This window comes from Parasalinivibrio latis (genome assembly GCF_036825535.1).
Classification (GTDB): Bacteria; Pseudomonadota; Gammaproteobacteria; order Enterobacterales; family Vibrionaceae; genus Parasalinivibrio; species Parasalinivibrio latis.
Genome location: NZ_CP098813.1, coordinates 1,517,533 through 1,531,859, shown reverse-complemented (window position 1 = coordinate 1,531,859; position 14,327 = coordinate 1,517,533). Strand labels below are relative to the sequence as shown.

Genomic DNA, 14,327 nt, shown 5'->3' with positions numbered 1-14,327 from the left:
TTACAGCGAGTCGTAGTAGTCGCGAATATGTTGCGTTTCACGATACCCGGTCTGCGTTTCCCCTTCTGGCAGCTCAGTCGGTGCTGCCGCCTGAACTGAGGTTGAAACCCCGGCCGCTACTGCAGTAGTTGCAGCAGCTACGCCAAGTCCTTTAAGGAACTGACGTCGGCTTGGGTTAGCCTCTTGTGTCTCTTTTTTTATCTGTGGCATAGTCATTGCTCCTTCATGCTTACCGCGTTAGGCGGGAACCCAACTGGGTTTCCTTACCATGGACGTTGGGTGAAGCGGGTTTTCTCTATGTTGAGAAATTGCAAAGTCAGTTCAGCCACCGCCGCATAGAACACAGCGTTGTCTGATTGTTTTACGTCGTTACACAGCCGTTCAAACCAGGCGACTATGTGCTTATTGAAAAAAGCAGCTTGCTCTGTTGCCGTTCCTTCATCCACAAGCATCGCCATGACTTCGAGTAACGCTGCAATATGGTCTTCAGGCTCTTTCACTTCTTCCTGGCGCTCAAATCCGAGGGCTCGAAGATCTTCACGAAGAAGTACCAGTGGCATTTCCATCAGTGAGCCGGTCAGGTACCAGGAACCAAAAGGCACCACATCACCCCGGCCAATACCGACAAATAGGATTTGATACTCATCCGCCGCCTGTTCAGCCGTGGTCTTACTGGCTGAAAGTTTCAGTACAGACCATGCTGCAGCCATGCCTTGGGTTTGCTCTTCACCTTCAGTCTCGAGCATTTCCAACCAACCAAGCGTTTCTGAATCAGGCGCATTCCTGAATAGGTGCGCCAACAATGCATAGATGTTCTGGCGGATCTGGTTTTCTTCGTTACTGATATCCTGAATATTGATAATTTCCTGAGCACTCATCGTCCGCCTCCTATAAATTAATTTGCTTACCAGGGTTTTCCGCCAAATCGGTAAAAATGTCGCGTACGCGGCAGTCTTCACACATAGAAAGGCGGCGAATAGCATCGTCCTGGTAGTGGCTGTGACTTTGGAGTTTTTCGATGAGCATGTTCACCATGGAAGCCGGTGCAAACGGCTTACCGCATGAAATGCAATGGGCTGCTTTTTCTTCCACCACAACATTCCTGGCCCGGCGAGATTCGGCATCCCAGTTATAGCGTGGTTCCAGCGTAATAACGTTCTCAGGGCATGACTGCTCACAAAGGCCACATTGGACACAAGACTGTTCACTGAATGTAAAACCCGGTGAATCTCCGATGTCCTGGATAGCAGACGTTGGGCATACAGCAACGCACCCCATACAAGAGGTACAACCTGACTCATCGACATGGATGAATCCATAAGGCGAACCGTCAGGCAACTCTGACACTGAGGGCTTGACCGCAGATGCTTGCCACAACAAATCGAGCGAGGACGCGAGCTTTTCTCGCTTGTCTCCATCAAGTTTGTCGGTATGGCTGAAAAGTGGAGAATCGAAACGGGAACCAGAAAGCGGCTGAGCGATATCAACAAAAGCAATACGGTCTGAATCAAAGCCAAGTTCATTCAGGAATGTGTGGGCGACAGCCAGTTCTCCCTCCAACACTCGCACTATTTTTTCCGGGATATGTTCGATACCAGCAAGAACAACCTGGTGTGCGCCATAAACAAGTGCCGAGAACCAAGTTTCTATACCAACACTGCCCAGTTCTTCCAATTGAACCGGGATAATGTTACCCGGTTGGTTTTGCAGTTGCCGGGCGACCAAATCTTCAAAACGTGGAGCATAGAAAAGAATAACCGGCTCTTTGCCTCCGGCTTTTTGGTAGTTATTAAGCAGTGAGTAAACAAAATGCTGGGTATTGTCTGCATCGGGTAACGCATAACTGATCGCACCAGTTGGACACGAGGTAGCGCAAGTCCCTACCCCTTGGCAAAGATAAGGGTTAATGGTTACTTTCTGGTCGACAACACTCAGGGCCTCTGCAGGACAGGCCTCCAAGCAACGGGTACAACCTTCGACACCCCGTGATGAATGGGCACAGATATCTGTGTCCAGACGAAAATATTTCGGCTTGTCAAAAATACCTTTCATTTCAGGCAGGGTTTCAAGCACTTCCTCTTCAGTACAAAGGCCTCGTCCCAAAGCAAAGTATCCGGGAGGTGGGACGGCAGCTTCATGGACGCCTTCTACTGTCACGTCGAGAATGAGGTCAAAGGTCTCTCGTCCAATTGTCGCCAGAGCCAAGTTTTCACCAACCAAGCCTCGCTTTACACGGACTTCAAACGCGCCCATAAAGCCAGAAACGGTGATGTCGTTGGCATGATAAATCGGAAGTAACGAATCGCCCTTCTCGCCGTCGGTGACAAGCAGAGTGATCGAATTGAGGTTGTGGATGGCTTCTGCAATGCTTTTGGTTTGCTCAAACGGTCCAATGACCAACAAATCCCCCCTACTTTCGTAGCTGACGGTTGGCGGGATCAAGTTACCGAGCTCTACAGTTCCCTGTAATGCCTGCAATCTGGCCTGGCCGTTTGGGGTGGTACATTGTTCCAGCGTATTATTTATCGTTGTATTCATTATATTTGTGGACATAGGAATCCTGTTTGTCGGTGCCGGTTCACCACACTGAAAGCTCTGAAAGTGGGGTTGCATCAAATTCATCCAACGTCACTGTCGGATGGCTGCACCGCAATCCTTTAATTTAAGAGCAAGTCACGAACCAGCTTTGAAAGGAAAAAAATGACCTAAAGGGAGCTAGAATCCGTCGGAATTCTTCGTCTCTTCCTGAATCGGGACATTTTGTCCCTCGCTGTAAGACAAATTGTCCTTATCTTGACCGTGGGTACTTTTTGTCTCAATTTCTGTGTATTCGCTGTTATCCTCCTGATCCAACTCGGAAACCGTATTCTCCTGCTCTGCATCTATTTCCTCTTCCGGATCCGGAGTAGACTTACGTGCAGATTCAGCTTCGGTGGCTGCCGGAACATCCTTGTCATCTTCCTCAAACTGTTCCTTCACCCACTTTCGAAGCCCGTTGGCAGCGTCTGCAGCCAGGTCCGGTGTACTGGAAAAGTCCTGGTCATAATCAAGAAGCCCATCGACCTCGTTATAGGCATCACTGAAGAAAATTTTCCTTAGCGCCGCTTTCTTAACTTGGGAAGAAACACCCGCTGCCAGAAACGCAGAGACCGATTCGTCTGATTTGAGGTTCTCAACGTCATCCAACGAAAGCTCTGCAACTTCAACATCACCTGAACCCTCTTCGGCTGTACCAGTACCGACGCCTGCCTCGCGGACCTCACTTTCCTCAATGGAAGTATTTTGGGTCTCAGAGGCAACCGTCGCCTCTTCGGTGGACTCGTTGTCCTTGGGCTGTTCTAAGGCATCTTCAATTTCCAGCTCTTCATTCGCCAGCTTCCTGTCAGACCACCGCCTGAGAAATGAATCAGTTGCCACTTGCCCTCCCTGCGCCTTTGCGCTTTTTCTTTTTACCGGGGTCCAGCAGCTCTCCATGACGGCCCATAAAAGCTTCCATCCAGGCCTGTACAGGCAAGGGAAGTGGCTCAGACATCACGACGTAGTCACCATCCATAAAACTGGCTGCAACAGTTTGTGACGGCGTCACTCTAAATGGCTGCAGTTCGTCGTAGTCATCCTTTTCAAAAATGAAGAACAGCCGGGGGTCATGGGAGCTAAGGTTAAAACGGTAGTCAGTACGCTCGTCTTTGAAGAGCTTCAGGGGAAGAGAAAATTCGGCATGGGGACAGTCGCCTTCTTCTCTAGCAAGGCAGATATCTTCTATGCTCCAGCTTTTGGTTTCCCAACGCCCCATCTGCATGGGTGCAGCGACCAGATTAAAATGCAGAGGCCATAGGGATTGATCTTTTATCGTGGCGGTCACGGGTGGCTCCTTTTCCACACTGATAAGCGAATCGCGAATTCCTTCGCGAGCTGATTTCAGTATAGAAAAGCAAGACCCATACCATCAGATTACAATGGAACGGGTTTTGCTTTGTGCTTTATAAATTTCGTGAGATGGAACTTAAGCTAATGACGCAGCAGCCGAAAATCATCCTTACCCGCGAGGGTGTGGAACAGACTATTGATGTCACTGTATACGACGAATACGGTGAACCAATGACAAAACAGATTGCCTGTGAGCGGCCATTAACGGTTTACCTGAACTGGAAGGAAATTGTGACGCTGATGACGTTGGGAGCCCGGGCAGACATGCTTGTGCTTGGCTACCTGAAAAATCAGGGCTTCATTGAGCAGGTGGATGCCCTTGAATCCGTCATTATTGATTGGGATACCGAATCAGCGGCCGTCATTACTAAAGAACAACATGAAGATATTGACAAAACTCTCTCCCAGAAGACCGTCACCTCAGGCTGTGGCCAGGGAACCATGTATGGCAACGTGATGAAGAAACTGGAGAACCTGGTGCTCCCCCAACCCACAATTAAACAATCGACACTTTACGGCCTGCTCGAAGCACTGACACACCACAACGACACATACCGTGCGGCAGGCGCCGTTCATGGATGTGCTGTGTGTCAGGGCACAGAAATACTCTCCTTCGTCGAAGATGTGGGCCGTCACAATGCAGTAGATACGCTTGCCGGGGAGATGTGGCTCAAAGGACAAACCGGTGAAGATAAAATTTTCTACACCACCGGGCGCCTCACCTCCGAAATGGTCATTAAAGTTGCACAGATGGGAATTCCCGTGTTGCTGTCACGCTCTGGAGTTACCCAAATGGGTTATGACCTGGCAAAACAACTGGGGATTACCATGATTGCTCGAGCCAAAGGCCACCGATTCCAACTCTTCAGCGGTGCAGAAAATATGGTATTTGACGTAAAGGGAAGCCAGGAAAACAACAATGAGTAACTTCCCTGAGTTCATGAACGCCCGTCAGGTTGCTGAGTACCTGGACCTCAATGAAAAAAAGGTCTATACCCTTGCCAATGACGGTGTACTACCCGCAACCAAAGTTACCGGGAAGTGGCTGTTTCCAAAGTCTTTGCTTGATCGCTGGTTGCTTGAATCCAGCCACAATGGTGTGTTTAATGACCGACTCCTGATAGCTGGTTCAGACGACCCCTTACTCCAGCATATCGTGAGCAACATGGCCGCCAAACTTGGCAGTGCTGCGTTAGTAGGCTATACCGCGACAGGCACAAAACAGGGCCTGTCAATGCTCGAAAAAGGCCACGTAGACATCTGCGCAATACACTGGGGAAACGCAGAAGAAGCCAAACTCCGGCACCCTGCACTGCTGCAACAATATACCGGGCACAGGAACTGGGTTCTGCTGCATGCTTTCGAGCGCATGCAGGGCCTGATTATGAAAAAGGAGCTCGCTGACCAGCTTTCTGAAACCCACCATTTCGTTGACACCCGCGTACGCTGGGCTTCACGCCAAACCGGTGCAGGCAGTGCCAGGGCGATGGAAGAGTGGCTGTTTCGCAATGGCCTGACTGCAGATATGCTCAACACAACCCTCACCTGCCAAAGCGAGCGCGAATTGGCTTCAGCCGTCGCCCGAGGGGAAGTTGACATTGGATTTGGCAGCGAAAGTGCCGCCGGGGAATTCGGCCTGGCGTTTTACCCTATTGCCAATGAAGCTTTTGAGCTCGTCATCCCCAAAAACATCTATTTCAGGACATTGGTGCAGCAGTTGGTGCAACAGCTGCAAGATGACGGTATTCAGGCGATGGGTAACCAGTTTGGCGGTTATCTTTACCACAATACCGCCAAGCAAGTTTGGAGCGCCGATTAGATCACATCGACACTTCAATCGCATCCCTTAATTCCTGAGGGACTTTTTCCCTCAGGTAAAGGGTAAATGTCGTTCCTTTTCCCGGCTCAGAATCTACCTTTATGTCCCCACCCAACCCGCTGACGATTCCCTGGGTAACAGACAACCCAAGTCCCGTGCCTGAGCGGCGCGTTGTGAAAAACGGATCAAAGATCTTGTCCAGGTTTTCCTTTGCAATTCCACAGCCAAAGTCCCGAATAGATATCCAGGCTCCTATTGGTTGCCCCTCATCATCTAGCCAGTCTTTGGTATCAATTTCCAACCGTCCTTCATCATTCATGGCATGAACGCCATTCATTTGGAGGTTTACCAGAACCTGCAACAATTGGTGGCGGTTGATTTCCACACAGCAACGGGCTTGAAGGTCAGTAATAATTTCGACGTCGAGCTTTTTTGTCCCGGAACGAACCAAGGTGACACTTTCTTCAACGACCGGGTTTACATGTTGCCAGGTGATCTCGTCCTGTACCCCGCCCTGACGGCTGTACTGCAACAGGCTCCGGGTTATATTCCGGATACGGTCAATCTGCTCCATGATGGTATCAAGCTCTTCCCGGACATTCCCCGCCCCTTCACCCAACTCTGACTGCATCAGCTCGATGTTTCCGAGTATCACTGCTGTCGGGTTATTGATTTCATGGGCAATCCCCGCAGTAAGCTCTCCAAGTGCAGCCAGTTTTTCATTAGTCAGCAGTTTGTGACGGGTTTGCTCAAGGAGCTTAATGTGGTGTTCCAGTTGCTCTGTTTTTTCGTGCAGACTGAATGTACGCTGCTGAACCTTGTCTTCAAGCTCCAGGGCATTGCGCCGGATAGCGTCATTTTGCTGCTTCAACTGGTCAAGCATTGTGTCGAACTGTCTGGCCAGTATTGCTAGTTCGTGGCGCTCATCCAGCCCTAAATCCCCGATTCTTACGTCCCGCCCTATTCTGACCAGCCTGACTACCCGGTGGATTCGTTCAATGGGGTGGAACAGGTCCCTTGCCCCACGGTATACAAACATCCCGGAAAGCAGCAATACGATGGCAATACCGACACCTAACTCGATAATATTGGTGAGGTAGCGCATTACAAATGGCCATTCAAGGTAACCGGTGTAAAGCATGCCGATAACCTTATTATTAAAATCCCGGATCGGCATATAAGCGGAGATGTACCAGGCATCATAGACATACGCACGATCAACCCACTCTTCACCATGGTTAAGTACGCTAATACGTACTTCGTCAGATACCCGGGTACCTATTGCCCGTCCAAACTTGTTTGCACTGTCCAGCGGGACATTGGTACTGACGCGGATATCATCCATAAACAGCGTTACCGTTCCGACACTCGCTTCCGGCAAGGTACCTGCGGGATATACCAAATCCCGGATCCGGTCGACCAACTCCGTGCTGTTGTTTAGCAAAATACCGCCGTCAATTATCCAGTCCAGGTTCCCATGTTCATCGAACAGCGGAAGTATTGTCCGGCTGATCAGCCCCCTGCTCTCCAGTTCGTTTTCTTTAAGAAGAGGGATCTCTGCCTGGGCGGGTAACTCTGGCTCAAGGGCTTCCAATTCAATCGCAGACATTACCTGGAAAAATGTTTGTTCTTTACCAGCCAGCAAGGGGGAACGAAGTGTTTGCGGGAGTAAGTTGATACTTTTGGCAGGATACACGGTCAGGAAATCCATACCGAACTTGTGTGCGCGGGTCATTGCCCATTGTGCGACATTCTGTGGGAATTCCTTAATCTCTGTCTGGAATTGGTAAGATTCGGCCATAGAGTGAAGCTGCAACCGCTGTTCCCTCTGGAGAACCTGCATACTGTTATGCGCAACAGCCAGGTCGCTGCGTACCTCCGAGAGCGCATTTTTCCAGGAGTATGCCAGCGTCCAGTAAAGTGTCAGCGCAATGAGCCCCATAAGCGTAAGAAGAATGGGAACCGAGGTCAGGGACAAGAGCCTGTACCTCACCATAGTCCGGAACCGGTGGTGCCACTTACTGACCATGTTCATTTAATTTGCTTATTCCTGTTCTGCCCACTCTTTAAACTTACGTTCCAGTGTCTTACGCGCGACACCGAGATCTCTTGCCGCGGCAGATTTATTGCCGCTGTATCGTTCAACCACTTTTTCTATGTGAGCCCTTTCGACATCTTTAAGCGGCCAGTCTTCCGGATAGCCTCTTTTTACCGGGACAATCCCTGACTCTTCGGCTGACAGGTGGGTTGCGCGACCTTCGTTCCCGGCATTTCCCAACCATTGAGAAGGATCCGGTTTCCCTAAAAGTATGGCTCTTTCAACGGTATTCTTCAGTTCCCGGATATTTCCCGGCCATTCATAAAATTGCATTGCCTGAATATCATCATCGCCCCATGTAACGGGTTTCATGCCAAGATCCCGCGAAATCATTTCGGTGAAATGACGTAACAGGAGCGCAAGATCGTCTTTTCGTTCCCTGAGCGGGGGAAGTTCAACAGCCAGGACATTCAAGCGGTAAAAAAGGTCTTTGCGAAAGCGGCCTGAGTCCACTTCATCACTGAGGTTTCTGTTGGTGGCCGCGACGATACGGACATCTACACTGACTTCCCTTTCAGAGCCGACGGGTCTAATCGCTTTTTGTTCAAGGGAACGCAGTAATGAGGCCTGCATGGAAAGAGGCATTTCACCAATCTCATCCAGAAAAAGCGTCCCGGTATCAGCCACCCTGAATAGCCCATCCTTGGCTTTCCTTGCTCCTGTGAATGCGCCCGCAACATGCCCGAAGAGTTCACTTTCAAGCAATTCAGGGGCAATTGCCCCACAGTTAAGTGGGACAAAAGGTCCCGCCCGGCCGCTGATTTGGTGAAGTGCGCGAGCCACCAATTCCTTGCCTGTACCTGACTCCCCTTCTACCAACACAGCCGCATTTGACGGGGCAAGACGGGAGATCATCTCTTTCATTGACTGGGTTTTTGGGGCGTCACCAACGATATCGGTAGGAAAGGAGCGGGAAACATCGTGTTGGAGAGCCAGGTTACGCCGCTCCATCATTCGCTTGTCCAGGCATCGCTGAACAGACGACAGCATTTGTTCAAGGTTGAATGGCTTCAGGATAAAGTCGGAGGCTCCGGCGCGCAGAGCCTGAATGGCGGTATCCAGGTCTGCATACCCCGTCATGAATATAATGTCACTGCGCCTCTCGTCGGTAAACGCCTCATGCCAGTCTATTCCTGAACGGCCGGGTAAGTTGATATCAACAATGAGGAGATCAAACTGGTTCCGCTGACGCAGTGCTTCAGCCTCCTCAATGGTGGATGCGGTTTCCACCTGCGTTACTTTTTTTGCTAAAGCCTTTTTAAGGATGGCTCTCATGCCCGGTTCGTCATCCACAACCAACGCCGAAAAACCAAACAGTCCATGTGAATCAGTCATCTATAATTTTTTAACCAGTTTACCTACGACCATTAACATCATACATGCGACATTTTGACTCAGTCCAATATCCCATTCATTTTTTTGTGTCTGAATTCTCAAACAATAGTGTATCAGTATGTTTAAATAACCTTTAATAACAATGAGATAATTTGTAAATTATCCGATTGCAAAAATTGGCACTTTCATTGCTATGGTTTTCAGGCACTCCTTTGGAAGGCATTGATATTCAACAAACACCTTAAAATGTCAGGAAGACACAATGACTTTAATAAAAAAAATTTCTACGCTGCTCGCAGCAGCTTCTTTATTCATTTCGTACAACGTCTCATCCCAAGAAAATCAAATTGTCCGTCTCGCAACCACTACCAGCACCTACCACTCAGGCCTGCTTGACCATCTTCTGCCTGAATTTAAAAAAGACACCGGGTACGACGTTCAGGTACTCGCCGCTGGTACAGGCAAGGCACTGAAAATGGGAGAAAATGGTGATGTCGATCTGGTGATGACCCACGCTCCACGCGCTGAAGCAAGCTTCGTTGATGCTGGGTTTGGGGTTTTACCTCGCGGTTTGATGTACAACGACTTCGTACTGGTTGGCCCTTCTTCTGATCCGGCCGGTGTAAAAGGCCAGAATGATGTAGTGAAGGCCCTGTCTCAACTCTCCGCAAAAAACGTCTCTTTTGTCTCTCGTGGCGATGACTCGGGAACAAACAAGAAAGAACTGATTCTGTGGAGCGAAGCGGGTGTAACGCCGGAATTTGCCGGATACAAAGCTGTAGGCCAAGGTATGGGCCCAACCCTAACAATGGCAAACGAATTACAAGGGTACACATTGACTGACCGAGGCACCTGGCTGGCCTACGAAAGCAAACTTGATCTCTCTATTGTCGTTGAAGGTGATGCAAGATTGTTCAACCCTTACCAAGTCATCCTAGTCAACCCATCCCGATACCCGGATATCAATTATCAAGGCGCTAAAGTATTCAGTGACTGGCTGGTAAACCCCAAAGCACAAAAACTTATCGATGGATTTAAAGTTGCAGGAAAACAACTTTTCGTGGCGGACGCTAAAACTCAATAATGGATATTTTACAGACATCTAAAGAAGCCGTAGCAATGCTCCTAAGTGGTGATACTACACTGTGGGGGATTGTAGGTGTCTCGTTTTCAGTATCATTGCTGGCGATCAGCTTGGTGCTGTTACCCGCACTGCTGATCAGTTTTGCTTTAGCCTACGGCCGGGTTCCCGGTCGTTGGTTTATCCTCTCAATTGTAAATACCCTTCAATCCGTGCCGACTGTAGTTATCGGACTTCTTCTTTACATGATGCTCTCCCGAGCCGGGCCGCTGGGCGACTGGAAAATGTTGTTCACCCAGAAAGCCATGATAGCCGGGCAGATACTCATCAGCTTTCCTATTCTTGTATCAATGATGCATGCAGCCTTTCAAAACAGCGACCGTAGGGCGTGGGAAACCGCCTACACCCTGGGAGCATCCGTTCCACGGGCTATGTTGACATTGATGTGGGAAATCCGTTTTCCATTACTGGCAGCAGTGATAACGGCATTCAGCCGGATAATAACAGAGGTTGGCTGCTCCATGATGGTGGGAGGGAACATACTCAACGCAACACGCAACATCCCAACTGCAATTGCTTTGGAAACGTCAAAAGGGGCGTTTGCACAAGGGGTCGCACTTGGCATGGTGTTACTGCTGTTAGCGTTAGTGTTGAACTTTCTTGTGAGCTACGGCCGGGGAAACGGCCATTTACGGACCTGACAAAGAGTGACCTTATGACGCAAATTACGCTGGAAGCATCAAATCTCTCCGTCAAGTTTAAAGACAGGCTACTGTTTCATATTCCTAAGCTAAAGCTAGGGCCGGGTGAAGCAGTCTATCTGTCGGGCCAGAATGGAATTGGCAAAACCACACTACTCAAAGTGTTAGCTGGCATTGCCAGGCCAACAAGTGGCTCTGTTAACTTGAGTACACCCTCCTGGCTTCAAAGACTGGCCGGTTTTGCCGGTCAAAGCGGTATTGTTTACATGCACCAGACTCCGTACTTGTTCGATGCTTCCGTTTTTGAAAACGTGGCTTACGGAATTCGATCGTATACGCTCTGTCAAAGAACCCGCAGACAAAATACAATAGCCGCATTGCGTATGGTTGGGCTGGAATCACTTGCCCATGAGCATATTTCAATCCTTTCAGGCGGTGAAAAACAAAAAGTGGCAATGGCACGGGCATGGGCAATGAAACCCAGTGTACTGTTGATGGACGAGTCCAGCGCCAATCTCGACCCGGATGCCATTGTCGATCAAAAACGCATGGCTTGCAGCCTACTGGAAAATGGCTCCAGCCTTGTCATTACCAGCCACCAGCCAAACGTAATGACAGCTTGCTGTTCCCGATATTGGACGCTGCAAGACCAGCGCCTCGTGGACAGACCTTTACTTAATATTGTCGACAAGGATAACCATGCCTTCGCATCATGATTCAATCTGGGTAATTCTGGCCGGGGGCCGGGCAACCCGCATGGGTGGCCACGACAAAGGCCTGGTAAAACTGAATGGCCAACCTCTTATTGATTACGTATACGACAATCTGAACAATCAAAATGCTTCGATAGCGGTAAATGCTAACCGGAACAAGGATTTTTACGCCACTTACGGTACCGTCTTCAGTGATGTCATTGAGGGCTTCCCTGGGCCGCTGGGCGGCATACACGCCGCAATGAAGAACCTGCCCAATGATTGGCTCGGATTTGTGCCCTGCGACTGCCCTAACCTTCCCATTGACCTTGTTGAAAAAATGGAAGCGGCTATTACACCTGAAACAGAGATCTTGGTTGCCCACGATGGCGATCATGTCCAACCCGTTGTAACTATGATGCACCGCGGTATTTTTGATCGACTGGATGCATTCCTTAATGCCGGAGAACGTAAGATCGTTCTTCTCTATGACCGCTGCAATACACAATATGTGCACTTCGACGGCCAGGAATCGGCCTTTGTTAATCTGAACTCCCCAGAAGAACTCGAAAAATTTGGACAATTATCATGAGTCTATCGAACTGTTCACTGCCTATCCTCGGATTTGCGGCATTCAGTGGAACAGGAAAAACGACACTGTTGGAGGCGTTGCTTCCTAAATTGGTTGAAACCGGTATTCGTGTTGCCATGGTTAAACATGCCCATCACGAATTCGATGTAGATAAACCCGGTAAAGACAGCTACCGGCTCAGAAAAGCCGGTGCATCGCAGATGCTGATATCGTCTCGCTTCCGCCATGCCTTAATGACTGAAACACCGGATTTCGAACCGTCACTGAACCAAATACTTTCTCGTCTCGATCAATCGGCGGCAGATTTAGTACTTGTTGAAGGGTTTAAAAGGGAGAACTTCCCTAAAATTGAGCTTCACAGGGAAGCGGTAGGAAAACCCTGGCTTTATCCGGAAGACAGCAACATCATCGCCATAGCATCAGATTCAACCCCAGACAGCCAACTACCTCTCCTGAACATCAATGACATTGACAGCATAACCGCCTTTATCCAGCGGTGGATGCAGGGCCATCTCGCCCATACGGCCACCTGCGATACACTCGCGCCGGCAATGCTGTCGGTCGAACAGGGCCGGTCAAAAATCCTCGACCAAATAATTCCGAAATCCAAATCAAAACAGGTTGAGTTAAAAGACGCATTCGGTCGGGTACTGGCAGAAGACGTAAAATCGCCGGTAAATGTCCCTGCACAAACTAACTCCGCAATGGATGGTTATGCCATTCGCAGTGATGATCTTGACGCACAAGATTATGAAGTGCTGGCAGAGGTTATGGCAGGCTACAGCTACAACATCCCGCTGGAAAAAGGCCAGGCAATAAAAGTGATGACCGGAGCACCTGTTCCCAAAAACGCCGATACTGTGGTGATGCGCGAACAGGCTGTACTGAGTAATGGACGTGTCTCAATGGATACTGGCAAAGGCGCGATCAAACCCGGTCAGAACGTTCGCCAGGCCGGTGAAGACCTTAGAGAAGGTGATGTCGTATTCAGTGCAGGCCAAAAAATAAACAGCGCTGAACTGGGAATGCTGGCATCCATGGGTCTCTCAGAAGTCCGTGTTAAATCTCCGGTAAAAGTCGCTATTTTCTCAACCGGTGATGAAGTTCAGCAACCAGGAGAGGCATTAAGGGAAAACTGCATCTATGATGCAAACCGCTATACGCTTTTCGGCATGCTGACAAAACTCGGCTGTCTGGTCATCGATCTTGGTATCATTGATGACACGGAAACTGCACTCGAAAACGCACTGTCAGAGGCGTCTACCGTTGCAGATATGGTTATTTCATCCGGTGGCGTTTCAGTTGGTGACGCAGATTACATCAAGACGGTCCTCGAGCGTCTTGGAGAAATTAACTTCTGGCGGATAAACATGCGCCCAGGCCGTCCCCTTGCTTTCGGCAAGCTCGGTGACACGCCGTTCTTCGGCTTACCCGGCAACCCTGTTGCCGTGATGGTGTCATTCCTGCAGTTCGTTGAACCGGCAATTAGAAAGCTTCAGGGAGAATCGAACTGGCAGCCACTTACACTCGAAGCCGTTGCAACCGAAAGGATGCGCTCCCGTATCGGACGAACCGAATACACACGTGGAGTTTTCAGCAAGAAACCAAACGGGTTACTTGAAGTGCGTACAACCGGTTCACAAGGCTCAGGCATTCTCCGCTCAATGAGTGAGGCAAATTGCCTTATAGAGATTGTTCCCGAACAGGAAGAAGCCAATATTGGTGACCGAGTCCAAATTATTCCTTTATCGGTGTAAATAGTCTCAGTAATACCTATTTAGTTATCACAACGGTGATACTTGTTTTGATACAGGTATCACCGTATAAAAAAGTCGATAAACATTATTCAGGCAGTACAACTCTCTTAAATTCACACAAAGCGGAGTAGATGTATTTTTCGGTACGAACCAATTGGACCTAGAAACTTTTTATCATACATCATATAAGCAAGGATTCATTCCAAGCTTTCTTCAATATTGAAATATTAACTAACATCAAGAGTTTATTTCCACAGCTGTACCTATAATCCCTCATTTTAATTCAAACGATTTTCTTTAACTGCTTATACATATTTGAACATTT

General features: G+C 49.1%; 14 protein-coding genes. 7 read left to right on the top strand and 7 right to left on the bottom strand.

Translation table 11 applies throughout. The features are described from left to right. From NF212_RS23905 to NF212_RS23885, 5 genes are all read right to left on the bottom strand, one after another. Nucleotides 1-210 (bottom strand): twin-arginine translocation signal domain-containing protein, encoded by a 210-nt coding sequence (locus NF212_RS23905; RefSeq protein ID WP_434361438.1) that lies wholly within the window; start codon nt 208-210, stop codon nt 1-3. Nucleotides 211-263: 53 nt separating this feature from the next. Then, nucleotides 264-878 carry a TorD/DmsD family molecular chaperone gene (locus NF212_RS23900; protein ID WP_434361437.1) on the bottom strand — a complete coding sequence of 205 codons (615 nt, stop codon included), beginning with the start codon at nt 876-878 and terminating at the stop codon, nt 264-266. Between the two features lie 10 nt (nt 879-888). Then, a complete protein-coding gene (locus NF212_RS23895) occupies nt 889-2,553 on the bottom strand; it encodes a 4Fe-4S binding protein (RefSeq protein ID WP_434361436.1) in 1,665 nt (554 codons plus the stop codon). Nucleotides 2,554-2,715: 162 nt separating this feature from the next. After that, complete coding sequence (locus NF212_RS23890) at nt 2,716-3,417, bottom strand: DUF3306 domain-containing protein (protein ID WP_434361435.1); 702 nt, start codon at nt 3,415-3,417, stop codon at nt 2,716-2,718. Then, nucleotides 3,407-3,862, bottom strand: a complete 456-nt coding sequence (locus NF212_RS23885) for a DUF3305 domain-containing protein (protein ID WP_434361434.1) — start codon at nt 3,860-3,862, stop codon at nt 3,407-3,409. The genes NF212_RS23890 and NF212_RS23885 overlap by 11 nt, the downstream gene beginning before the upstream one ends. Nucleotides 3,863-4,011: 149 nt before the next feature. Between NF212_RS23885 and NF212_RS23880 the strand changes: the two genes are divergently transcribed. Both NF212_RS23880 and NF212_RS23875 read left to right on the top strand, forming a co-directional pair. Next, nucleotides 4,012-4,854, top strand: coding sequence for a formate dehydrogenase accessory sulfurtransferase FdhD (locus NF212_RS23880; RefSeq protein ID WP_434361433.1), 843 nt, complete (start codon nt 4,012-4,014; stop codon nt 4,852-4,854). Then, nucleotides 4,847-5,746 (top strand): substrate-binding domain-containing protein, encoded by a 900-nt coding sequence (locus NF212_RS23875; RefSeq protein WP_434361432.1) that lies wholly within the window; start codon nt 4,847-4,849, stop codon nt 5,744-5,746. Before NF212_RS23880 ends, NF212_RS23875 begins: the two co-directional genes overlap by 8 nt. A gap of 1 nt (nt 5,747) precedes the next feature. Here the strand turns inward: NF212_RS23875 and NF212_RS23870 are convergent, their stop codons facing one another. Next, on the bottom strand, nt 5,748-7,781 hold the full coding sequence (locus tag NF212_RS23870) for a sensor histidine kinase (protein ID WP_434361431.1): 2,034 nt from the start codon (nt 7,779-7,781) through the stop codon (nt 5,748-5,750). Between the two features lie 9 nt (nt 7,782-7,790). After that, nucleotides 7,791-9,179 carry a sigma-54-dependent transcriptional regulator gene (locus tag NF212_RS23865; RefSeq protein WP_434361430.1) on the bottom strand — a complete coding sequence of 463 codons (1,389 nt, stop codon included), beginning with the start codon at nt 9,177-9,179 and terminating at the stop codon, nt 7,791-7,793. Nucleotides 9,180-9,441: 262 nt separating this feature from the next. On the opposite strand from NF212_RS23865, the gene NF212_RS23860 reads away from it, so the two are divergent. From NF212_RS23860 to NF212_RS23840, 5 genes are read left to right on the top strand one after another with little or no spacing between them, the layout of a single operon-like run. Then, a complete protein-coding gene (locus NF212_RS23860; protein ID WP_434361429.1) occupies nt 9,442-10,263 on the top strand; it encodes a substrate-binding domain-containing protein in 822 nt (273 codons plus the stop codon). Further along, nucleotides 10,263-10,961, top strand: coding sequence for an ABC transporter permease (locus NF212_RS23855; protein ID WP_434361428.1), 699 nt, complete (start codon nt 10,263-10,265; stop codon nt 10,959-10,961). Before NF212_RS23860 ends, NF212_RS23855 begins: the two co-directional genes overlap by 1 nt. Nucleotides 10,962-10,975: 14 nt before the next feature. Next, complete coding sequence (locus NF212_RS23850) at nt 10,976-11,677, top strand: energy-coupling factor ABC transporter ATP-binding protein (RefSeq protein ID WP_434361427.1); 702 nt, start codon at nt 10,976-10,978, stop codon at nt 11,675-11,677. Beyond that, the gene (gene mobA / locus NF212_RS23845; RefSeq protein ID WP_434361426.1) at nt 11,661-12,245 is read left to right on the top strand and encodes a molybdenum cofactor guanylyltransferase MobA; all 585 of its coding nucleotides are present in this window, start codon (nt 11,661-11,663) and stop codon (nt 12,243-12,245) included. Before NF212_RS23850 ends, mobA begins: the two co-directional genes overlap by 17 nt. After that, complete coding sequence (locus tag NF212_RS23840) at nt 12,242-14,002, top strand: bifunctional molybdopterin-guanine dinucleotide biosynthesis adaptor protein MobB/molybdopterin molybdotransferase MoeA (protein ID WP_434361425.1); 1,761 nt, start codon at nt 12,242-12,244, stop codon at nt 14,000-14,002. The genes mobA and NF212_RS23840 overlap by 4 nt, the downstream gene beginning before the upstream one ends. Nucleotides 14,003-14,327 lie beyond the last annotated feature (325 nt).